Source organism: Escherichia sp. E4930 (assembly GCF_005845405.1).
Lineage (GTDB): Bacteria > Pseudomonadota > Gammaproteobacteria > Enterobacterales > Enterobacteriaceae > Escherichia.
On the sequence record NZ_VCDZ01000011.1, the window covers coordinates 41,958 to 62,815 of the forward strand.

General features: G+C 50.8%; 21 protein-coding genes. 13 read left to right on the forward strand and 8 right to left on the reverse strand.

Features of this window, described 5'->3' with window-relative positions; all coding sequences use genetic code 11:
• Positions 1 to 454: 454 nt before the first annotated feature.
• Positions 455 to 1,348 (forward strand): transporter, encoded by an 894-nt coding sequence (locus FFT88_RS14575; RefSeq protein ID WP_135405620.1) that lies wholly within the window; start codon positions 455 to 457, stop codon positions 1,346 to 1,348.
• A 47-nt stretch (positions 1,349 to 1,395) separates the two neighbouring features.
• Here the strand turns inward: FFT88_RS14575 and bglA are convergent, their stop codons facing one another.
• Positions 1,396 to 2,829 carry a 6-phospho-beta-glucosidase BglA gene (bglA, locus tag FFT88_RS14580; RefSeq protein ID WP_138352535.1) on the reverse strand — a complete coding sequence of 478 codons (1,434 nt, stop codon included), beginning with the start codon at positions 2,827 to 2,829 and terminating at the stop codon, positions 1,396 to 1,398.
• Between the two features lie 44 nt (positions 2,830 to 2,873).
• Here bglA and yqfB point away from each other — a divergent pair, with 44 nt between their 5' ends.
• Positions 2,874 to 3,185: a N(4)-acetylcytidine aminohydrolase gene (gene yqfB, locus FFT88_RS14585; protein ID WP_135405579.1), complete on the forward strand. Its 312-nt coding sequence runs from the start codon at positions 2,874 to 2,876 to the stop codon at positions 3,183 to 3,185.
• A 163-nt stretch (positions 3,186 to 3,348) separates the two neighbouring features.
• Positions 3,349 to 4,008 carry a hemolysin III family protein gene (locus FFT88_RS14590; RefSeq protein ID WP_130217956.1) on the forward strand — a complete coding sequence of 220 codons (660 nt, stop codon included), beginning with the start codon at positions 3,349 to 3,351 and terminating at the stop codon, positions 4,006 to 4,008.
• A gap of 313 nt (positions 4,009 to 4,321) precedes the next feature.
• Here the strand turns inward: FFT88_RS14590 and ygfZ are convergent, their stop codons facing one another.
• Positions 4,322 to 5,302 (reverse strand): tRNA-modifying protein YgfZ, encoded by a 981-nt coding sequence (gene ygfZ / locus FFT88_RS14595; RefSeq protein WP_135405580.1) that lies wholly within the window; start codon positions 5,300 to 5,302, stop codon positions 4,322 to 4,324.
• A gap of 251 nt (positions 5,303 to 5,553) precedes the next feature.
• On the opposite strand from ygfZ, the gene sdhE reads away from it, so the two are divergent.
• Together sdhE and FFT88_RS14605 are read left to right on the forward strand one after the other, a co-directional pair.
• Positions 5,554 to 5,820 (forward strand): FAD assembly factor SdhE, encoded by a 267-nt coding sequence (gene sdhE / locus FFT88_RS14600; protein ID WP_000354046.1) that lies wholly within the window; start codon positions 5,554 to 5,556, stop codon positions 5,818 to 5,820.
• Positions 5,801 to 6,208 carry a protein YgfX gene (locus FFT88_RS14605; protein ID WP_130258059.1) on the forward strand — a complete coding sequence of 136 codons (408 nt, stop codon included), beginning with the start codon at positions 5,801 to 5,803 and terminating at the stop codon, positions 6,206 to 6,208. The genes sdhE and FFT88_RS14605 overlap by 20 nt, the downstream gene beginning before the upstream one ends.
• 39 nt (positions 6,209 to 6,247) lie before the next feature.
• On the opposite strand, the gene fldB is transcribed toward FFT88_RS14605, so the two are convergent.
• Positions 6,248 to 6,769 (reverse strand): flavodoxin FldB, encoded by a 522-nt coding sequence (gene fldB / locus FFT88_RS14610; protein WP_135405581.1) that lies wholly within the window; start codon positions 6,767 to 6,769, stop codon positions 6,248 to 6,250.
• 111 nt (positions 6,770 to 6,880) lie between these two features.
• Here fldB and xerD point away from each other — a divergent pair, with 111 nt between their 5' ends.
• The 5 genes from xerD (at position 6,881) to lysS (ending at position 12,968) form a co-directional block, all read left to right on the forward strand.
• Positions 6,881 to 7,777: a site-specific tyrosine recombinase XerD gene (gene xerD / locus FFT88_RS14615; protein WP_064529792.1), complete on the forward strand. Its 897-nt coding sequence runs from the start codon at positions 6,881 to 6,883 to the stop codon at positions 7,775 to 7,777.
• Positions 7,778 to 7,801: 24 nt separating this feature from the next.
• The gene (dsbC, locus tag FFT88_RS14620) at positions 7,802 to 8,512 is read left to right on the forward strand and encodes a bifunctional protein-disulfide isomerase/oxidoreductase DsbC (RefSeq protein ID WP_130207826.1); all 711 of its coding nucleotides are present in this window, start codon (positions 7,802 to 7,804) and stop codon (positions 8,510 to 8,512) included.
• Between the two features lie 5 nt (positions 8,513 to 8,517).
• Positions 8,518 to 10,251, forward strand: coding sequence for a single-stranded-DNA-specific exonuclease RecJ (recJ, locus tag FFT88_RS14625; RefSeq protein WP_135405582.1), 1,734 nt, complete (start codon positions 8,518 to 8,520; stop codon positions 10,249 to 10,251).
• A gap of 91 nt (positions 10,252 to 10,342) precedes the next feature.
• Positions 10,343 to 11,441 (forward strand): peptide chain release factor 2 gene (gene prfB / locus FFT88_RS14630; RefSeq protein WP_096179399.1). Its coding sequence is split into 2 segments (ribosomal slippage): positions 10,343 to 10,417 and positions 10,419 to 11,441, totalling 1,098 coding nucleotides; the frame shifts between segments, so codons are not numbered across the junction.
• Between the two features lie 9 nt (positions 11,442 to 11,450).
• Positions 11,451 to 12,968 (forward strand): lysine--tRNA ligase, encoded by a 1,518-nt coding sequence (lysS, locus tag FFT88_RS14635; protein WP_000003334.1) that lies wholly within the window; start codon positions 11,451 to 11,453, stop codon positions 12,966 to 12,968.
• Positions 12,969 to 13,011: 43 nt separating this feature from the next.
• Here lysS and idi read toward each other — a convergent pair whose 3' ends face one another.
• Positions 13,012 to 13,560, reverse strand: coding sequence for an isopentenyl-diphosphate Delta-isomerase (gene idi / locus FFT88_RS14640; protein ID WP_135405583.1), 549 nt, complete (start codon positions 13,558 to 13,560; stop codon positions 13,012 to 13,014).
• Positions 13,561 to 13,614: 54 nt separating this feature from the next.
• On the opposite strand from idi, the gene FFT88_RS14645 reads away from it, so the two are divergent.
• Entirely contained in the window at positions 13,615 to 13,668 is a 54-nt protein-coding gene (locus FFT88_RS14645) for a hypothetical protein (RefSeq protein ID WP_123057966.1), read from the forward strand.
• Positions 13,669 to 13,682: 14 nt separating this feature from the next.
• Here FFT88_RS14645 and FFT88_RS14650 read toward each other — a convergent pair whose 3' ends face one another.
• Positions 13,683 to 13,808, reverse strand: a complete 126-nt coding sequence (locus FFT88_RS14650; RefSeq protein ID WP_130217940.1) for a hypothetical protein — start codon at positions 13,806 to 13,808, stop codon at positions 13,683 to 13,685.
• Position 13,809: 1 nt separating this feature from the next.
• Positions 13,810 to 15,258, reverse strand: coding sequence for a urate/proton symporter UacT (uacT, locus tag FFT88_RS14655; protein ID WP_130258061.1), 1,449 nt, complete (start codon positions 15,256 to 15,258; stop codon positions 13,810 to 13,812).
• Between the two features lie 436 nt (positions 15,259 to 15,694).
• Here uacT and ygfT point away from each other — a divergent pair, with 436 nt between their 5' ends.
• Entirely contained in the window at positions 15,695 to 17,614 is a 1,920-nt protein-coding gene (gene ygfT / locus FFT88_RS14660) for a formate-dependent uric acid utilization protein YgfT (protein ID WP_131161983.1), read from the forward strand.
• Complete coding sequence (locus FFT88_RS14665) at positions 17,614 to 18,102, forward strand: 4Fe-4S dicluster domain-containing protein (protein WP_135405584.1); 489 nt, start codon at positions 17,614 to 17,616, stop codon at positions 18,100 to 18,102. Before ygfT ends, FFT88_RS14665 begins: the two co-directional genes overlap by 1 nt.
• A gap of 33 nt (positions 18,103 to 18,135) precedes the next feature.
• On the opposite strand, the gene ghxQ is transcribed toward FFT88_RS14665, so the two are convergent.
• Both ghxQ and guaD read right to left on the reverse strand, forming a co-directional pair.
• Positions 18,136 to 19,503 carry a guanine/hypoxanthine transporter GhxQ gene (gene ghxQ / locus FFT88_RS14670; RefSeq protein ID WP_130221467.1) on the reverse strand — a complete coding sequence of 456 codons (1,368 nt, stop codon included), beginning with the start codon at positions 19,501 to 19,503 and terminating at the stop codon, positions 18,136 to 18,138.
• Between the two features lie 36 nt (positions 19,504 to 19,539).
• Complete coding sequence (guaD, locus tag FFT88_RS14675) at positions 19,540 to 20,856, reverse strand: guanine deaminase (protein WP_130208049.1); 1,317 nt, start codon at positions 20,854 to 20,856, stop codon at positions 19,540 to 19,542.
• Positions 20,857 to 20,858 lie beyond the last annotated feature (2 nt).

Here is a 20,858-nt window from a genome sequence, read left to right on the forward strand (position 1 = left end):
CTGATTCGACTATCTTCTAAAGGCGCTTCGGCGCCTTTTCGTGCTTTGTTTATGCCGGATGCGACGTGAGTGTCTTACCCGCCCCACAGCATTTTAAAATTAAATATATTGCAGTAAAAACAAGCCTGGTAATCGCAACGCATTAGGCAACTTTTCGTTTCTCATTAGTCTGTTAGCCTAAATTTAATTTTCCTGTTTTTATTGCGCTTCTTGCTAATTATTTATCGAGAATTATTTTTATCGTGTCGTTATTTAATAAAAACAACACACTATGTTTACATGTAATTACAAATAGTTTCTCTCCGGAATCGTTATTTAGCTCTCAATATAATTGAAAAACTTTCCGTATATTAACTCCATTAAGTTATTTACCTAAATAATAAAAGCAAAACAAATATAAATAATAAGAATGATTCTTAATTTAACGCTTTGTTTTTCATACCTGGAGGGAATGATGAAACGATTTATATTTCTACCATTAATATCATGCTTTTTATCAATGAATGCAGTGGCAGTTGAAGGAGAAAACAGGCCCAGCAATCTGTTAGGTGCGCCAGTTAATACCGCTATTTCTGGAGGTTCAGTATTGCCAGAAGGAATGCTATTAACCGCCGTTAATAGCTCATTTCGTGATAAAGACCATCAAATCGAGGGACACGGGAGTCCGGATGTTTACTCCCAGATATGGTTATTGAAGATTCGTTATGGTCTGACCGACAGACTGGAATTATCAACTGTGGGCTCTTATATCAATAACAAACGAGACAATCTGTCTCCTGAACATATAGAGGGAATGGGCGACCAATCGGTGGGGGCAACTTATGCTTTAATGAGCCAGCGAAGAGGGGATCCGTTTTGGGTTACGGTAGGTGGGGCGCTATTACTACCCACCGGGCAAGATGGAGATAATCATTTGCCTGGGAACAGCGCCTGGGGAGGGCGGGTATCACTCTCTTTAACGAAATCATTCACGCCCAATATTAAAGGAGATATGGATTTTGTTTATCAAGGGCCATTTGAGCGTGGAAACCAGGATGTGAAGCGCGGCAGTGAATTTCAATGGAATACCCAGGTGCGTTATATGTTCAGTGATTTGCCGCTGGATATTGGCCTGGAAAGTGCCTACAGCAATAACGCTTCAGGTACAAAAAAATTGCCTAATGGCAGCACCATTAATAACCACTCAGGTACTACCGAATGGGTTGTTGGCCCGTCATTTAACGTTGCCGTTGATTCACTGAAGTTATGGTTTGGTGCCGGGGCTTTCTTTCCGGTAATGCAGGAAGCGAAGTCGCCGGCTAAGATGGAAGATGTTCGCTGGGAATTTAAAATCGGTAAGACCTGGTAAATCAGGTGCAGAATGTTACCCGCCTGCTGGCGGGTAACATGCGGGAATCACAGTTTCTCGCCGTTGCTGGCAATCACTTCTTTGTACCAGTCAAAGCTCTTCTTACGTGAACGCGACATATCGCCAGTACCGTCGTCATGTTTATTCACATAGATAAAGCCGTAGCGTTTGCTGTACTGCCCGGTAGTGAATGACACGCAGTCGATGCAGCCCCACGGTGTGTAGCCCATCAGATCCACGCCATCGTAAGTCACCGCTTTTTTCATCTCTTCAATATGGGCGCGCAGGTAGTCAATGCGGTAGTCGTCGTTGATGCTGCCGTCTTCTTCCACTTTGTCGTAAGCGCCAAAACCGTTTTCGACAATAAACAGCGGCTTCTGATAACGCTCATACAATTCGCATAGTGCATAGCGCAGACCCACCGGATCAATCTGCCATCCCCAGTCCGACGCTTTAACAAATGGGTTCGGTACACTGCCTTCAAAACCAGAGATCGCATCGCCGGTGCCGCCTTCGGCCTTCACCGCGTTGGTCATGTAATAACTGAAGCCAAGATAATCGCAGGTGCCTTCGCGCAGTATATCCAGATCGCCATCTTCCATCTTGATGTTAAATCCGCGACGCTCCCACTCGTTCAACACATAGGACGGGTAATAGCCACGCAGCTGCACATCGGTAAAGACGTAGCGCTCGCGCATCGACTCCTGAGCGAACATCACATCGTCCGGGTTACAGGAGTAAGGATAGAGCGGCACCATCGCCAGCATACAACCGACTTTCATCTCCGGGTTGATGCGATGCGCGGCTTTCACCGCCAGGGCGCTGGCGACAAACTGATGATGCAGCACCTGATACATCGTCTCTTCCGGGTTTTCATTCTCGGTATACACCACGCCGGAGCAGCAGTAACCGAACAGCGGTGCACGCCAGTTACGCTGGTTGTTAATTTCGTTGAAGGTCATCCAGTATTTGACTTTATGCTTATAGCGTTCAAATACCACTTCCGCGAAACGGACAAAGAAATTAACCACTTTACGGTTGGTCCAGCTACCGTATTGCTGCACCAGATGCAGCGGCATTTCAAAGTGGGAGAGGGTGATCACCGGTTCGATGTTGTATTTCAGCAGTTCATCGAACATATCATCGTAGAACTTCAGCCCTTCTTCGTTTGGCTGAGCTTCATCGCCTTTTGGAAAAATGCGTGTCCAGGCGATGGAAGTCCGAAAACATTTGAAGCCCATTTCGGCAAATAGTTTGATGTCTTCCTTGTAGTGACCATAAAAATCAACGGCTTCATGGTTCGGATAGTATTTGCCCGGCAAGACTTCTTTGGTGATTTCGCGCGGCACGCCGTGTGCGCCACCGGTCAGAACGTCACAAATGCTCGGCCCTTTGCCGCCTTTGTTCCAGCCGCCTTCGACCTGATGAGCGGCTACTGCGCCGCCCCATAAGAAATCTTTCGGTAAGGTGAGTTTTTTCACTATCATAGGCTCCAGATGAGTCAATTCTTACAGGAAATAGTACCATGCAGCCAAACGACATCACTTTTTTTCAACGTTTCCAGGATGACATTCTGGCTGGGCGTAAAACCATCACTATTCGCGACGAGTCTGAATCGCACTTTAAATCGGGCGATGTGCTTCGCGTCGGGCGCTTTGAAGATGACGGCTATTTTTGCACCATTGAAGTCACCGCAACTTCAACCGTAACGCTGGATACTCTCACAGAAAAACATGCACAACAGGAAAATATGACTCTGGCTGAACTGAAAACGGTCATTACCGATATCTATCCCGGTCAGACACGGTTTTATGTGATTGAATTTAAATGCCTTTAAATTGAACTCACGCCTGTTAGTTGAAATTTCACATTTAATTTCATGATTTTTCGGAGATTACTCTCAAATCAGAATTTATTTTAGCTAACAGGTGTTCACTGGAACTATTCTCAGTTACGCTGGAGAAGTGTTCACGTGCGTGTACGTTTCTCCGGAGTAAGTTATGGTTCAGAAGCCTCTCATTAAGCAGGGATATTCGCTGGCAGAGGAAATTGCCAACAGCATCAGTCACGGCATTGGGCTGGTGTTTGGTATCGTTGGGCTGGTGTTGCTACTGGTTCAGGCGGTGGATCTTAATGCCAGCGCCACAGCGATAACCAGTTACAGCCTCTATGGCGGCAGCATGATCCTGCTGTTCCTCGCTTCGACGCTTTATCACGCCATTCCTCATCAACGGGCAAAAATGTGGCTGAAGAAATTTGACCATTGCGCCATTTACTTGTTGATTGCCGGAACCTACACGCCGTTTTTGCTGGTGGGGCTGGATTCTCCGTTAGCGCGCGGGTTGATGATTGTTATCTGGAGCCTGGCATTGCTGGGGATTCTGTTCAAACTGACCATCGCGCACCGATTCAAAATTTTATCTCTGGTGACCTATCTGGCGATGGGCTGGCTGTCGCTGGTGGTAATTTATGAAATGGCAGTTAAGCTCGCGGCGGGCAGCGTTACCTTACTGGCGGTAGGCGGAGTGGTTTACTCGCTTGGGGTGATTTTCTACGTCTGCAAACGCATCCCCTACAACCACGCCATCTGGCACGGCTTTGTGCTCGGCGGCAGTGTGTGCCATTTCCTGGCGATCTATTTGTATATTGGACAGCCGTAATGGCTGTGCCTTTGTCGGCCTGAAAAGACATACAAGTGTCGCATCAGGCATCGGAGCGCAACTGCCGGATGCGGCGTGAACGCCTTATCCGGCCTACGGGCCGCTTCCCACTTGTGAAAAAGGCACCAAGTTGAAGGCCTGATAAGACACGCCAGCGTCGCATCAGGCATCGGAGCGCAACTGCCGGATGCGGCGTGAACGCCTTATCCGGCCTACGGGGCGCTTCCCATTTGTGAAAAAGGCACCAAATCCCAGGCCTGATAAGACGCGCCAGCGTCGCATCCGGCAATAGATGCCCGAAGCGATACAGCGTTTACTCTTCCAGCGAATACGGCAGCGGTTCGATACGCAATGTATTCGCATCATCACGAACGCGGAAGATGCTGTCCGGTTCCATATCGTTATTCATGACGACCTGAACCACGACCTGACCATCTTCCAGTTTTACCGCAGCCAGCACCGTACCGGTACGACGCCAGTTTTCGCCCATTTTCAGCTCTAAGTCTTCACCAGCTACCGGCAAACGGCTGGCACTACCTGTCAGCAACCAGAGCGCGCGTTTGTTGGCACCACGGAATTTTGCTCGTGCCACCATCTCTTGTCCGGTATAGCAGCCTTTCTTAAAGCTGATACCGCCCAGCGCCTGGAGGTTGGTCGCCTGTGGGATAAACTGCCCGCTGTTGGCGGCATCAATCACCGGAAAACCTGCTTCAATGTTTAATGCCAGCCACTGTTGGCTATTGTTCAGTTCCGCTTCACCGCGCAGTTTATCGGTCAGCATATTGGCAGTAGCTTCATCGGTTACGATCAGAAAACGTTCTGCCGGATGTTCAAACCATAGCAGTGTGGTCGCACCTTCTCTGACTACCTGTTTTTCCTTCGAAGGCATTTCGCTGAAGAGGTTTTCCAGCGCGGCGCGTGCCTGAAAACCGGCAACACCGAGCAGCACGCGTTCATCGTCCGGCACGATGGTCACTTTAGAAAACACCGCATATTTTTTCAGTTCAGTCAGTTGCGAATCACGCACGCTGCGGCGTTCAATCCACGCAAAGCCGTCGCCATCGCGGAACAGGCGTAGATTGCTCCACATTTTACCTTTGGCGTCACAATGGGCGGCGAGCAGATGCTGGTCTTCTGTCATCTGGCTGACGTCTGCTGTCACCTGACCCTGCATATATTTTTCGCTATCTGCGCCAGTAATGGTGGCAAGCGCCCAGTCATCAAGCGTCATCAGCGTCAGTGGTAAACGGGCAGAAGCCGTAGGCTGACGGGGAGGAAAAGGTGTTAAAGCCATAATGGAGTCCTGTGTAACAAACGGCGTATTAATGACTAATGGTAAAAGAGCTATGAGGCAATGCAAGTGCTTTCACTACGCGATCTGTGCCTTCTGATATGCTTTGCGAGGCGACATCCAAAAAAATGAAGCTATTGAATTGTTGCGGATTAATTTCGCGATCGCGATTGTGTTTACCGATATTCCCGCAAAAGAAGTCGAAAAACACGTTACAATAGCGGGGTACTGGATTTTCGTGAGACAGGAAGAAGATGGACATTAACAACAAAGCCCGCATTCATTGGGCATGCCGCCGTGGTATGCGCGAACTCGATATTTCAATCATGCCGTTTTTCGAACATGAGTACGACAGCTTAAGTGATGACGAAAAACGCATCTTTATTCGTCTGCTGGAATGCGACGACCCGGACCTGTTCAACTGGCTGATGAATCACGGTAAACCGGCCGATGCAGAACTGGAAATGATGGTCCGACTCATCCAGACACGGAACCGGGAACGTGGTCCTGTGGCAATCTGATCTGCGCGTCTCCTGGCGCGCACAGTGGCTTTCCTTGCTGATTCATGGGCTGGTTGCCGCTGTTATTTTACTCATGCCCTGGCCGCTCAGTTACACCCCGTTATGGATGGTGTTGCTTTCGCTGGTGGTGTTTGATTGCGTTCGCAGCCAGCGGCGTATTAATGCTCGCCAGGGGGAGATTCGCCTGTTGATGGACGGGCGTTTGCGTTGGCAAGGGCAGGAGTGGAGCATCGTCAAAGCGCCGTGGATGGTTAAAAGCGGCATGATGCTGCGTTTACGTTCTGACAGCGGTAAACGGCAGCATTTATGGCTGGCAGCCGACAGCATGGACGAAGCCGAATGGCGGGATTTACGGCGAATTTTGTTGCAACAAGAGACGCAAAGGTAAACATGACGGCAACGCTAATGCGCAAAGCCGTCAGTCACATCAGGCGTAATACTCTGCTATTTCGTTAAGGATTTGCTCACACCAGCTCTGAATACGCTCGTCGCTAAGGTCATACTGGTTAGTTTCATCCAGCGCCAGACCCACGAACAGCTGTCCGTCAGCAATCACCGGTTTCGGGCTGGTAAACTCATATCCTTCCGTTGGCCAGTAGCCGACGAACTTCACGCCTTTGGTCGAGAGTTTGTCATGCAGCATGCCGAGCGCATCAAGGAACCACTCGCCGTATCCCAGCTGATCGCCAAGCCCATATAACGCAACAATTTTACCTTCGAGGTTCAGGTCGTCGAGCTGATCCCAGACGGCTTCCCAGTCTTCCTGGATTTCGCCAAAATCCCAGGTCGGGATACCCAGAATGAGCACATCGTACTGCTCCATTAATTTCGGGGAGTCGTCCTTGAGGTTATGTAAGGTCACCAGTTCTGGGCCGATAATATCGCGGATTTTTTCCGCCGCCATTTCGGTGTAACAGGTGCTGGAACCGTAAAAAAGACCCATATTCATAACGTAAGCTTCTCGATTCTGCTGTGGCTTTTGCGGCTAGTGTATCAGAATCGCTTTAGTCACGGCACAATAAGGCATAATGGATCAAACGAGTAACGATAAGGGGCGCAAGTGAAACAAGATCTGGCACGCATCGAGCAGTTTCTGGATGCCCTGTGGCTGGAAAAAAATCTCGCCGAAAATACGTTGAACGCATACCGTCGCGATCTGTCAATGATGGTGGAGTGGTTGCATCATCGTGGGCTGACGCTGGCAACGGCACAAAGTGACGATTTGCAGGCATTACTGGCAGAACGGCTGGAGGGCGGGTATAAAGCCACCAGCTCAGCGCGTTTGCTGAGTGCAGTGCGCCGATTGTTCCAGTATCTTTATCGCGAAAAATTTCGTGAAGACGATCCCAGTGCGCATTTGGCTTCGCCGAAATTGCCCCAGCGTTTGCCGAAAGATTTAAGCGAAGCGCAGGTTGAAAGATTATTACAGGCACCTTTAGTCGATCAGCCTCTGGAGCTTCGCGATAAAGCGATGCTCGAAGTGCTGTATGCTACCGGGTTGCGTGTCTCGGAACTGGTTGGGCTGACAATGAGCGACATTAGTCTGCGCCAGGGCGTAGTGCGGGTCATTGGTAAAGGCAACAAAGAGCGTCTTGTGCCGTTAGGTGAAGAGGCGGTCTACTGGCTGGAAAACTATCTGGAACATGGGCGTCCGTGGCTGCTGAATGGTGTGTCGATTGACGTGTTGTTTCCCAGCCAGCGTGCGCAGCAGATGACGCGACAGACCTTCTGGCACCGCATTAAACATTATGCCGTGCTGGCGGGTATCGACAGCGAAAAGCTGTCACCGCATGTGTTGCGTCACGCTTTTGCCACTCATTTGTTAAATCATGGTGCGGACTTACGCGTGGTACAGATGTTGTTGGGCCATAGCGATCTCTCCACCACGCAAATTTATACGCATGTCGCTACCGAGCGTCTGCGGCAACTTCATCAACAGCATCACCCACGGGCGTGATGTCTGAAAAGAACGGGAAGATTTATGAAGAAAGGTTTTATGTTGTTTACTTTGTTGGCGGCGTTTTCAGGCTTTGTTCAGGCGGATGACGCGGCAATTCAACAAACGTTAGCCAAAATGGGCATCAAAAGCAGCGATATTCAGCCCGCACCCGTGGCTGGCATGAAGACAGTTCTGACTAACAGCGGTGTGTTGTACATCACCGATGATGGTAAACATATCATTCAGGGGCCAATGTATGACGTTAGTGGCACGGCTCCGGTCAATGTCACCAATAAGATGCTGTTAAAGCAACTTAACGCGCTTGAAAAAGATATGATTGTTTATAAAGCGCCGCAGGAAAAACACGTCATCACCGTGTTCACCGATATTACTTGTGGCTACTGCCACAAGCTGCATGAACAGATGGCAGACTACAACGCGCTGGGGATCACCGTGCGTTATCTCGCTTTCCCGCGCCAGGGGTTGGAGAGCCAGGCTGAGCAACAAATGAAAGCCATCTGGTGTGCGAAAGATAAAAACAAAGCGTTTGATGATGTGATGGCGGGTAAAAGCGTCGCGCCAGCCAGTTGCGACGTGGATATTGCCAACCATTACGCGCTTGGCGTCCAGCTTGGCGTCAGTGGTACTCCGGCGATTGTGCTGAGCAACGGTACTCTGGTGCCGGGCTACCAGCCGCCGAAAGACATGAAAGAATTCCTCGACGAACACCAGAAAATGACCAGCGGTAAATAATTCGCGTGAAACAACAGATAAAACTTCGTCGCCGTGAAATCGATGAAACGGCAGACCTGCCAGCTGATCTGCCGCCCTTGCTGCGTCGTTTATACGCCAGCCGGGGCGTGCGTAGCGCGCAGGAACTGGAACGCGGTGTTAAAGGGATGCTGCCCTGGCAGCAACTGAGCGGCGTCGAAAAGGCCGTTGAGATCCTTTACAACGCTTTTCGCGAAGGAACGCGGATAATTGTGGTCGGAGATTTCGACGCCGATGGCGCCACCAGTACCGCCCTTAGCGTGCTGGCGATGCGTTCGCTTGGCTGCGCCAACATCGACTTCCTGGTGCCGAACCGTTTTGAAGACGGTTATGGCTTAAGTCCGGAAGTGGTTGAGCAAGCGCATGCCCGTGGTGCGCAGTTGATTGTGACGGTGGATAACGGCATTTCCTCTCACGCGGGCGTTGAACACGCTCACACGCTGGGCATTCCGGTTATTGTTACCGATCACCATTTGCCGGGCGATACGTTACCCGCGGCGGAAGCCATTATTAACCCTAACTTGCGTGACTGCGACTTTCCATCGAAGTCACTGGCAGGCGTAGGCGTCGCATTTTATCTGATGCTGGCGCTGCGCACCTTTTTGCGCGATCAGGGCTGGTTTGATGACCGTGGCATTGCAATCCCTAATCTGGCGGAATTGCTGGATCTGGTGGCGCTCGGGACGGTGGCGGACGTGGTGCCGCTGGATGCGAATAACCGTATCCTGACCTGGCAGGGGATGAGTCGCATCCGTGCCGGGAAGTGCCGTCCGGGGATTAAAGCTCTGCTGGAAGTAGCAAACCGCGATCCGCAAAAACTCGCCGCCAGCGATTTAGGTTTTGCGCTGGGGCCACGTCTCAATGCTGCCGGGCGACTGGATGATATGTCCGTCGGAGTAGCGCTGTTGCTGTGCGACAACATCGGCGAAGCGCGTGTGCTGGCAAATGAACTCGACGCCCTAAACCAGACGCGCAAAGAGATTGAACAGGGAATGCAGGTTGAGGCGCTGACTCTGTGCGAGAAACTGGAGCGCAGTCGCGACACGCTGCCCGGCGGGCTGGCAATGTATCATCCTGAATGGCATCAGGGGGTTGTCGGTATTCTGGCTTCGCGTATTAAAGAGCGTTTTCACCGTCCGGTTATTGCGTTTGCGCCTGCGGGTGATGGTACGCTGAAAGGTTCCGGTCGCTCCATTCAGGGGCTGCATATGCGTGATGCGCTGGAGCGATTAGACACACTCTACCCCGGCATGATGCTCAAGTTTGGCGGCCATGCGATGGCGGCAGGCCTGTCGCTGGAAGAGGATAAATTCGAACTTTTTCAGCAACGCTTTGGCGAACTGGTTACCGAGTGGCTGGACCCCGCATTATTACAGGGTGAAGTCGTCTCCGACGGCCCGTTAAGCGCCGAAGAGATGACTATGGAAGTGGCGCAGCTGCTACGTGATGCTGGCCCGTGGGGGCAGATGTTCCCGGAACCACTGTTTGATGGCCATTTCCGCCTGCTGCAACAGCGGTTGGTAGGCGAGCGTCATCTGAAAGTTATGGTCGAACCGGTCGGCGGCGGTCCACTGCTGGATGGTATTGCGTTTAATGTCGATACCGCCCTCTGGCCGGATAACGGCGTGCGCGAAGTGCAACTGGCTTACAAGCTCGAAATTAACGAGTTTCGCGGCAACCGCAGCCTGCAAATTATCATCGACAATATCTGGCCTGTCTGACGAATTTAGTATGTATAAAATTGAGCCGGGATCCGGTACAATCCCGCTCTTATCACCGCATTTTGACTAGCTCAATAAAAGAAATCAGACCATGTTTGAAATTAATCCGGTAAATAATCGCATTCAGGACCTCACGGAACGCTCCGACGTTCTTAGGGGGTATCTTTGACTATGACGCCAAGAAAGAGCGTCTGGAAGAAGTAAACGCCGAGCTGGAACAGCCGGATGTCTGGAACGAACCCGAACGCGCACAGGCGCTGGGTAAAGAGCGTTCCTCCCTCGAAGCCGTTGTCGACACCCTCGACCAAATGAAGCAGGGGCTGGAAGATGTTTCTGGTCTGCTGGAACTGGCTGTAGAAGCTGACGACGAAGAAACCTTTAACGAAGCCGTTGCTGAACTCGACGCCCTGGAAGAAAAACTGGCGCAGCTTGAGTTCCGCCGTATGTTCTCTGGCGAATATGACAGCGCCGACTGCTACCTCGATATTCAGGCGGGATCTGGCGGTACGGAAGCACAGGACTGGGCGAGCATGCTTGAGCGTATGTATCTGCGCTGGGCAGAATCGCGTGGTTTCAAAACTGAAATCATCGAAGAGTCGGAAGGTGAAGTGGCGGGTATTAAATCCGTGACGATCAAAATCTCCGGCGATTACGCTTACGGCTGGCTGCGTACAGAAACTGGCGTTCACCGCCTGGTGCGTAAGAGCCCGTTTGACTCCGGCGGTCGTCGCCACACGTCGTTCAGCTCCGCGTTTGTTTACCCGGAAGTTGATGATGATATTGATATCGAAATCAACCCGGCGGATCTGCGCATTGACGTTTATCGCGCGTCCGGCGCGGGCGGTCAGCACGTTAACCGTACCGAATCTGCGGTGCGTATTACTCACATCCCGACCGGGATCGTGACCCAGTGCCAGAACGACCGTTCCCAGCACAAGAACAAAGACCAGGCCATGAAGCAGATGAAAGCGAAGCTTTATGAACTGGAGATGCAGAAGAAGAATGCCGAGAAACAGGCGATGGAAGACACCAAGTCCGACATCGGCTGGGGCAGCCAGATTCGTTCTTATGTCCTTGATGACTCCCGCATTAAAGATCTGCGCACCGGGGTAGAAACCCGCAACACGCAGGCAGTGCTGGACGGCAGTCTGGATCAATTTATCGAAGCAAGTTTGAAAGCAGGGTTATGAGGAACCAACATGTCTGAACAAAACGCACAGGGCGCTGACGCGGTAGTCGATCTTAACAATGAACTGAAAACGCGTCGTGAGAAGCTGGCGAACCTGCGCGAGCAGGGGATTGCCTTCCCGAACGATTTCCGTCGCGATCATACCTCTGACCAATTGCACGCAGAATTCGACGGTAAAGAGAACGAAGAACTGGAAGCGCTGAACATCGAAGTTGCCGTTGCTGGCCGCATGATGACCCGCCGTATTATGGGTAAAGCCTCCTTCGTGACCCTTCAGGACGTCGGCGGCCGCATTCAGCTGTACGTTGCCCGTGACGATCTCCCGGAAGGCGTTTACAACGAGCAGTTCAAAAAATGGGACCTCGGCGACATCCTCGGCGCGAAAGGTAAGCTGTTCAAAACCAAAACCGGCGAACTGTCTATCCACTGTACCGAGCTGCGTCTGCTGACCAAAGCACTGCGTCCGCTGCCGGATAAATTCCACGGCTTGCAGGATCAGGAAGCGCGCTATCGTCAGCGTTATCTGGATCTCATCTCTAACGATGAATCCCGTAACACCTTTAAAGTGCGTTCGCAAATTCTGTCCGGTATTCGCCAGTTCATGGTGAACCGCGGCTTTATGGAAGTTGAAACGCCGATGATGCAGGTGATCCCTGGCGGTGCCGCTGCGCGTCCGTTTATCACCCATCACAACGCGCTGGATCTCGATATGTACCTGCGTATCGCGCCGGAACTGTACCTCAAGCGTCTGGTGGTCGGTGGCTTCGAGCGTGTATTCGAAATCAACCGTAACTTCCGTAACGAAGGTATTTCCGTACGTCATAACCCAGAGTTCACCATGATGGAACTCTATATGGCTTACGCAGATTACAAAGATCTGATCGAGCTGACCGAATCGCTGTTCCGTACTCTGGCACAGGATATTCTCGGTAAGACGGAAGTGACCTACGGCGACGTGACGCTGGACTTCGGTAAACCGTTCGAAAAACTGACCATGCGTGAAGCGATCAAGAAATATCGCCCGGAAACCGATATGGCGGATCTGGACAACTTCGACTCTGCAAAAGCGATTGCTGAATCTATCGGCATCCACGTTGAGAAGAGCTGGGGTCTGGGCCGTATCGTTACCGAGATCTTCGAAGAAGTGGCAGAAGCACATCTGATTCAGCCGACCTTCATTACTGAATATCCGGCAGAAGTTTCCCCGCTGGCGCGTCGTAACGACGTTAACCCGGAAATCACTGACCGCTTTGAGTTCTTCATTGGCGGTCGTGAAATCGGTAACGGCTTTAGCGAGCTGAACGATGCCGAAGATCAGGCGCAGCGCTTCCTGGATCAGGTTGCCGCGAAAGATGCAGGCGACGACGAAGCAATGTTCTACGACGAAGATTACGTCACCGCACTGGAACATGGTTTGCCGCCGACAGCAGGTCTGGGTATTGGTATCGACCGTATGGTTATGCTGTTCACCAACAGCCATACCATCCGCGACGTTATTCTGTTCCCGGCGATGCGTCCGGTGAAATAAGCGTTACGCGTATTCACATAACCCCGGCATTTGTCGGGGTTTTTTATTCCCGCTTTGCGAAAACAGATAATACATTTCTGGCTTTGCTATTGGCTGCCTGCATCACCATCCACGGACTAAACGCCCACGGCGTAGCATCAATAGCGCGCAAAACATCTGATAAATCACACCATTGATAATCCATCACTTCATCACCGTTGGGCTGTAACGCGCTGGTAATTCGTGCGGCAAAGACTGGACACATTTCATTTTCGACAATGCCATTCGGGTCAGTGGCGCGATAGTGGAAGTCTGGATAAACCGATTCGGGTGACGTTATTTCCACGCCCAGTTCATAGCGGCAACGGCGGATTACCGCCTCTTCATTGCTTTCGCCCAGTTGTGGATGACCGCACACCGAGTTAGTCCACACGCCTGGCCACGCTTTTTTGCTTAGTGCGCGGCGGGTAACCAGCAGTTGTCCCTTAGCATTAAATAGCCAGCAGGAGAACGCGAGATGTAAGGGGGTGTCTGCCGTGTGTGCGGCATATTTTTCCAGCGTACCCGAGGGGACTCCCTGTGCATTCAGTAAAATGACGTGTTCCGTTTGCATAATTTCTCACATGTAATTCTAATCACTCGTCATTATAGATAACTGAAGAGTCAAATGATTAACCAAGTGAGTGTTTATCGGCATCCGCCCGTTTTGAGCGGATGCTGACAGAGAAAGGTCATTTAAAAAAGCAGCATCATATATTTGAAGCGACTTTCAATAGCCATTGCCACGCAGTCAGAAATGACAGGAATGGAGATCATTAAGAGTAATAACAGACTGAATATAGTGCGTATTAACAGGTTCATATCATTCACCATGCTCATTTTTCTTTAGCTTGCGCATCAAAAGCCACATACGCACTGTTCTGACTTTTAAATCTTTATCAGAGACGGATTCCTTCACCAGGTCAGCATGATGCTGGTAGCCATTAAAGAAGACATTCAGCACAACGGCGCTAAGGGTTGCGAGCATAATGCCGCTATGCAGCAACGGTTGCAGTACGGCCGGTAACTTAGAAAAGAAATCGTGAGAGAGCGTCGGAGTCATGCCAACGCCGAGACTGATCGCCACAATATAGAGGTTGTAACGGTTGGTGGTGTAGTTACAGCGCGACAGAATTCGAATCCCTGTCGCCAGTACCATGCCGAACATCACCAGCCCAGCGCCGCCCAGCACAAATTGCGGAATGGAGGCTACCAGCACCGCCATTTTTGGCACCATCCCGAACATGATTAATATAATTCCCGAAGAAATACACACCCAGCGGCTATGAACGCGCGTCACGCTAACCAGGCCAACGTTTTGAGAAAATGACGTGTGGGGGAAGCTGTTAAACGTGCCACCAATCATTGTCCCTATGCCATCTACGCGTAGCCCGCGAATAATGTCTTGCGAAGAAAGTTTTCTACCGACAATTTCCCCCAATGCCAGGAACATCCCCATCGACTCGATAAACACGATGATTAACACGGCAGTCATGGTCAGAATGGAAACGGGATCGAAAATCGGCATACCAAACGACATCGGCGTAACAATCGCAAACCATGAAGCATCATGTAGCCCGGATAAATTGACTTCATTCATCATCCACGAAAGTAAAAAGCCAAATACAATCCCCAGTAATACGGCGACGTTGGACATAAATCCTTTCGCATAGCGAGTAATGAGCAAGATAAAAATTAAGACGGCAAAGGAGATACCTAAATAAACGGGATTACCATATTGCGGATTCCCTTTACCTCCGGCGGCCCAGTCAATACCCACCTGAATGATGCTAAGCCCGATAGAAGTAATAACCACACCGGTAACCAACGGTGGGAATAAAGGCATTAAGCGACCAATAAGTGGTGCTAATAGCGTGGTGATAAAACCGGCCGCAATGGTCGCGCCAAAAATCCCCAGCAGACCGATATCCGGGTTCATCCCAATGGCAATCATTGGCGTTACAGCCGCAAAGGTCACCGACATAATCACCGGCAGGCGAATTCCCATAAAGCGACCAATGCCGATACATTGCAATAATGTGACGATACCGCAGCAAAAGAGATCGGAGCTAATCAGCATTGCGATAGCTTCTTTCGAGAGTCCGAGTCTGTCACCAATCATCAGTGGGACGGCGACTGCGCCTGCGTACATAACAAGGACGTGTTGCAGACCGAGTATGATCAGCTTTCCTGGTGATAATATGCGGTCCACCTCATCCGTTGGGCGGTCTTGCCCTGAGGATGAGGGAATTTGAGAATCTATGGCGCTCATCAGTCTTTCTCCTTTCGCTCGCCAGAGTAAAAAGCAACCGTTTACGTTCACTAAAACTCTTTAATGACATGCTCGTGGGATGCCAGTTTTCACAAGGAGGGGACGTTACAAGATGGAAATGCGGGGGCAATCACATAATCGGGATTAAACCGAGAAAATGAGAATAAAAATAGACAATGAAATTATCTTTAATTTTCTCATATTGATATTTCATTAATCATTCTGGCATGTCGCACTCTCGTATTTAATACTTTTTATCCGAATGGCATTTTTTTGAACGGCGATGTTTAAATCTTGAAAACGGCACAGATTGAGGGGAGATAATTTGATATCTCTCACAAAATTATAATTAAAACTGACTCGTTTCCTCATATATGCCCGTTTATTGCATTGCGACATTTGAGAAGACATAACTCATCAAATGAAAGGGATGCAAATGAACAAGTTTATTGCTGCTGATGCTGCGGAATGTATAGGCTGTCATGCCTGTGAAATTGCCTGTGCGGTGGCTCATAATCAAGAAAACTGGCCGCAGAGTCATGGTGATTTTCGACCCCGTATCCACGTTGTTGGGAAAGGTCTGGCTGCAAATCCAGTGGCTTGCCATCATTGCAACAATGCCCCCTGCGTTACGGCTTGCCCGGTAAATGCTCTGACTTTCCAGCCCGATAGCGTGCAACTGGACGAACAAAAATGCATTGGTTGTAAAAGATGCGCAATCGCTTGCCCCTTTGGGGTAATTGAGATGGTCGATGCTATTGCGCAGAAATGTGACCTTTGTAATCAGCGCAATTCCGGCGCGCAAGCCTGTATTGAAGTCTGCCCAACCCAGGCGTTGCGGCTGATGGATGAGAGCGGTTTGCAGCAGATGAAAACGCTGCGACAGCGCAGGACGGCGGAGGGAAAAGCATCGGAAAAACCACAATCATCGCGTCGCGAGGCATTGCTCCCTGTCACTCCACGCAAAGGGGCGGATAAAGTTACAGCAAGCGAGCGGAAGACCCACTTTGGCGAAATTTATTGCGGCCTTGATCAAAAACAAGCGGCGTATGAAAGCGACCGTTGTGTCTATTGCGCCGAAAAAGCCAACTGTAACTGGCATTGCCCGCTGCATAACGCTATCCCTGATTACGTCCGCCTGGTGCAGGAAGGGAAGATTATTGAAGCGGCAGAACTCTGCCACCAGACCAGTTCATTACCGGAAATTTGCGGTAGGGTGTGTCCGCAGGACCGGCTTTGTGAAGGCGCATGTACTTTAAAAGATCACTCTGGCGCAGTCTCTATCGGTAATCTGGAACGCTATATTACTGATACTGCGCTGGCGATGGGCTGGCGTCCTGATGTCAGCCAGGTTGTTCCCCGCATAGAAAAAGTGGCGGTGATTGGCGCAGGACCCGCGGGGCTGGGATGTGCCGACATTCTGGCGAGGGCGGGTGTTCATGTTGATGTCTTTGATCGCCATCCAGAAATTGGCGGTATGCTGACTTTTGGCATTCCTCCGTTCAAGCTCGATAAAATGGTATTAAGCCAGCGGCGGGAGATATTCACCGCAATGGGAATCGACTTTCATCTCAACTGTGAAATTGGCCGTGATATTTCTTTCAACGAATTAACGGCGGAATATGATGCTGTTTTCCTCGGCGTGGGGACTTACGGCATGATGCGTGCAGATCTGCCGCATGAAGATGCGCCGGGCGTCATTCAGGCGCTCCCGTTCCTGACTGCCCATACCCGCCAGCTTATGGGACTGCCGGAGTCTGAAGAGTATCCGCTGACGGATGTTGAAGGTAAACGCGTCGTGGTTTTGGGTGGCGGCGATACGACAATGGATTGTTTGCGTACTTCCATCCGCCTCAATGCTGCCAGTGTGACCTGCGCGTATCGCCGTGATGAAGTCAGTATGCCCGGTTCGCGTAAAGAGGTAGTCAACGCGCGCGAGGAAGGCGTTGAGTTTCAGTTCAATGTTCAGCCGCAATATATTGCTTGTGACGATGATGGGCGTTTAACTGCGGTGGGCCTGATTCGTACCGCAATGGGCGAGCCGGGACCAGATGGGCGTCGTCGTCCACGTCCGGTGGCGGGCTCTGAGTTTGAACTGCCCGCCGATGTTCTGATTATGGCGTTTGGTTTTCAGGCACATGCAATGCCGTGGTTACAGGGGAGTGGAATAAAACTCGATAAATGGGGACTGATTAAAACCGGTGACGCGGGATATTTCGCTACTCAGACGCATCTGAAAAAGGTCTTTGCCGGGGGGGACGCGGTTCATGGTGCGGATCTGGTTGTCACTGCAATGGCGGCAGGACGGCAGGCGGCGCGCGATATGTTAACTATGTTTGATACGAAGGCATCGTGATGAAATCGTTAATTATCGTTAATCCGGCTGACTGTATTGGCTGTCGCACTTGTGAAGTAGCCTGTGTTGTCGCCCATCCGTCAGAGCAGACTTTAAATACCAGCTTCTTTTTGCCTCGCTTAAAGGTGCAGCGTTTGGATCGAATTAGTGCTCCGGTGATGTGTCACCAGTGCGAAAACGCGCCTTGCGTTGGGGCCTGCCCCGTGCAGGCGCTGACGATGGGTGAGCAGGTGGTGCAGGCAAATTCTGCCCGTTGTATCGGCTGCCAGAGTTGCGTCAGCGCGTGTCCGTTTGGGATGATCACAATTCAAATGTGGCCGGGAAATGTGCGGCCAGAAATCGTGAAATGTGACCTTTGTGAACAGCGGGAAGAGGGACCGGCTTGCGTTGCATCTTGCCCGACGCAGGCGTTGCAGTTGTTAACCGAAGGAGAACTCAGGCGAGTCCGCCTGCAGCGTATTGCTGCCAGCGGCAAGAATCCACTCTGACAAAACTCCGCGCTGTATGGCGCGGAGGTTCTTCTAGATAGCCCAGCCACCCGCGTAAAACGCGACCAGGGCGACAGTGATGATGACAGTACCAATATTGAGTTTGTTCCATTCGCGAGCAAAAACACGACCCACTACGAGAGTTACAAAGCCCAGCATAATGCCGGTGACGATATTACAGGTCAGGACGATAAAGACAGCGCAAACCAGGCCCGCCATCGCATCAATAAAGTCATTGAAGTCCAGTTTTGAGACGTTACTTAACATCAGCAGACCCACGTACATCAGTGCGGGAGCTGTGGCATAACCGGGGATCAGAAACGATAACGGTGATAAAAACAGAATCAACAGGAACAGTAAGCCAACAATCGTCGCTGTCAGACCTGTTTTGCCACCCGCTGCGGTTCCTGCGGCAGATTCGATATAGACCGCCGCAGGTGCAGCACCCACCAGCCCAGAAAATATCGAGCTGACGGAATCGCTGGTCAGGGCTTTACCACCGTTGATTATCTGGTTGTCTTTATCCAGGAGATTCGCCTGACCGGCTACTGCGCGGATGGTGCCGGTGGCATCAAATACGGCGGTCATCACCAGTGCCAGTACACTCGGGAGAACTGTTGGCTGGAGTGCACCCATAATGTCGAGGCTGAAAATTAGCGACTTACCATCTTCGCCAGCCAGGCTCGGCATCGCCACCAGACCATGGTATTTCACCGCGGGATCAAAGATTAAGCCGATTATCGAGATGGCGATAATTACCAGTAAGATCCCTCCAGGTACGCGGCACTTCTCCAGACCAAAAATTACCGCTAATCCCAGCAAGCTCATCATCACAGGGAAAGAGGTAAATGCCCCGAGCGCTACCGGTAAACCTTCAATCGGGTTTTTGATAACCATACCAACGCCGTTAGCTGCAATCAGCAGCAGGAACAGGCCGATACCAATGCCTGTTCCATGGGCAATACCCATCGGTAAATTGCGTAAGATCCAGGTTCGTATACCGGTTACGGAGATGGCGGTGAAGATGAGGCCCATCAGGAAGACCGCGCCCAGTGCGACAGGAACGCTAATTTGTTGTCCGAGTACCAGACTGAATGCGGTAAATGCCGTCAAGGAGATGGCGCAGCCGATCGCCATTGGCAAATTGGCCCACAGCCCCATTAGCAGCGAACCGAAGCCCGCAACCAGACAGGTGGCGACAAACACCGCGGCGGGAGGAAAGCCTGCTTTACCCAGCATTCCCGGTACGACAATAACGGAGTAAACCATCGCCAGAAATGTGGTTAAGCCTGCCAGAACTTCCTGGCGAACGGTACTGCCACGAGCGGTAATCTTAAAATAGCTATCCAGCGCGCCCTGTGGCTTTGGTGCGTCCGGTGTTTGTAGGATGTCTCCAGACATAATGATGTCCTCACGAGGATGTTTAAGGTTTTATTATTAGTTGCGTTCGTACACCAGACGACCATCAACGTAGGTGCGGTAGATCGAACGGTCATCGCCCAACGTCATCATCACGAACAATTTGTCGACTAAAGAAACAGAGTTGTCATAGCGCAGCTGCTGTAGTGGTGTGGCCGTGGGTTCCATCACCACAAAATCAGCCTCTTTGCCGGGTAAAAAGTTGCCGATAAGGTCATCAAGGCCCAGAGATTTCGCGCCACCAAGGGTGGCAAGGTAAAACGCTTCATACGCGGAGAGGCGGTATCCCTGTAACTGCAATACTTTGTAGGCTTCATTCAACGTTTGCAGCATGTTGAAGGTGGTTCCGGCACCAATGTCAGTTCCCATGCCCACTTTGACTTTTTTCTTCCAGGCTTTTTGTAGGTTGAATAGACCACTGCCCAGGTAGAGGTTTGAAGTTGGGCAGAAAGCGATGCTGGATTTGGTTTCGCTAAGCCGATCCCACTCTTTTTCCTCGAGATGGACGCAGTGAGCAAAGACGCAGTTTTTCCCTGTCAGGCCGTACTGGTGGTAAACATCCAGATAACCATCATGTTCAGGATAGAGTGATTTCACCCAGGCAATTTCATCTTTGTTTTCACAGAGATGGGTATGTACCCACGTATCTGGATACTCTTCTTTCAGGCGTTGCGCCATCGCCATCTGTTCAGGTGAAGATGTTGGGGCGAAGCGTGGTGTAATGGCATATAACAGACGACCATTTTTGTGCCAGCGTTCGATCAGTTCTTTGCTTTGGTGATAGCTGCTTTCGGCAGTATCGAGCAGATAATCCGGTGCGTTGCGGTCCATCATCACCTTACCGGCAATCATGCGCATATTGATATGACTGGCGGCTTCAAACAGCGCATCAACGGATTGCGGATGGACGGTACCAAACACCAGCGCCGTGGTGGTTCCGTTACGTAAAAGCTGCTTGATGAAGAACGCCGACATTTCGCGGGCGTACTCTAAATCCTCATAACGGCGCTCAGTAGGGAAGGTGTGTTTATTCAGCCATTCCAGTAACTGCTCGCCATAGGCACCGACCATTTCACTCTGCGGATAATGGATATGCGTATCGACAAAGCCCGGTACTATCAGTTTGCCGCGATAATCACGGACGCGAATGGTGTCCGGGATTTGATGCTTGCCCTGTTCCCATTCACCAAACCATTCCACTTTCCCCTGTTTAATGAGTAATAAACCATCCTCAATAAATCGCAGCGCAGAAGCGATCTCTTCTGGATTATCGACCGTACGGATGACATCAATAAAACTGCCTCGTACTGCTTTTAACGTGTGTTCCCCTGACATCA

Bases quoted from the DNA above. Each gene is read 5' to 3' on its own strand.
- FFT88_RS14575 (WP_135405620.1), top strand. From the start codon at position 455: ATGAAACGATTTATATTTCTACCATTAATATCATGCTTTTTATCAATG.
- yqfB (WP_135405579.1), top strand. From the start codon at position 2,874: ATGCAGCCAAACGACATCACTTTTTTTCAACGTTTCCAGGATGACATT.
- FFT88_RS14590 (WP_130217956.1), top strand. From the start codon at position 3,349: ATGGTTCAGAAGCCTCTCATTAAGCAGGGATATTCGCTGGCAGAGGAA.
- ygfZ (WP_135405580.1), bottom strand. From the start codon at position 5,302: ATGGCTTTAACACCTTTTCCTCCCCGTCAGCCTACGGCTTCTGCCCGT.
- sdhE (WP_000354046.1), top strand. From the start codon at position 5,554: ATGGACATTAACAACAAAGCCCGCATTCATTGGGCATGCCGCCGTGGT.
- fldB (WP_135405581.1), bottom strand. From the start codon at position 6,769: ATGAATATGGGTCTTTTTTACGGTTCCAGCACCTGTTACACCGAAATG.
- dsbC (WP_130207826.1), top strand. From the start codon at position 7,802: ATGAAGAAAGGTTTTATGTTGTTTACTTTGTTGGCGGCGTTTTCAGGC.
- lysS (WP_000003334.1), top strand. From the start codon at position 11,451: ATGTCTGAACAAAACGCACAGGGCGCTGACGCGGTAGTCGATCTTAAC.
- idi (WP_135405583.1), bottom strand. From the start codon at position 13,560: ATGCAAACGGAACACGTCATTTTACTGAATGCACAGGGAGTCCCCTCG.
- FFT88_RS14650 (WP_130217940.1), bottom strand. From the start codon at position 13,808: ATGAACCTGTTAATACGCACTATATTCAGTCTGTTATTACTCTTAATG.
- uacT (WP_130258061.1), bottom strand. From the start codon at position 15,258: ATGAGCGCCATAGATTCTCAAATTCCCTCATCCTCAGGGCAAGACCGC.
- ygfT (WP_131161983.1), top strand. From the start codon at position 15,695: ATGAACAAGTTTATTGCTGCTGATGCTGCGGAATGTATAGGCTGTCAT.
- FFT88_RS14665 (WP_135405584.1), top strand. From the start codon at position 17,614: ATGAAATCGTTAATTATCGTTAATCCGGCTGACTGTATTGGCTGTCGC.
- ghxQ (WP_130221467.1), bottom strand. From the start codon at position 19,503: ATGTCTGGAGACATCCTACAAACACCGGACGCACCAAAGCCACAGGGC.
- guaD (WP_130208049.1), bottom strand. From the start codon at position 20,856: ATGTCAGGGGAACACACGTTAAAAGCAGTACGAGGCAGTTTTATTGAT.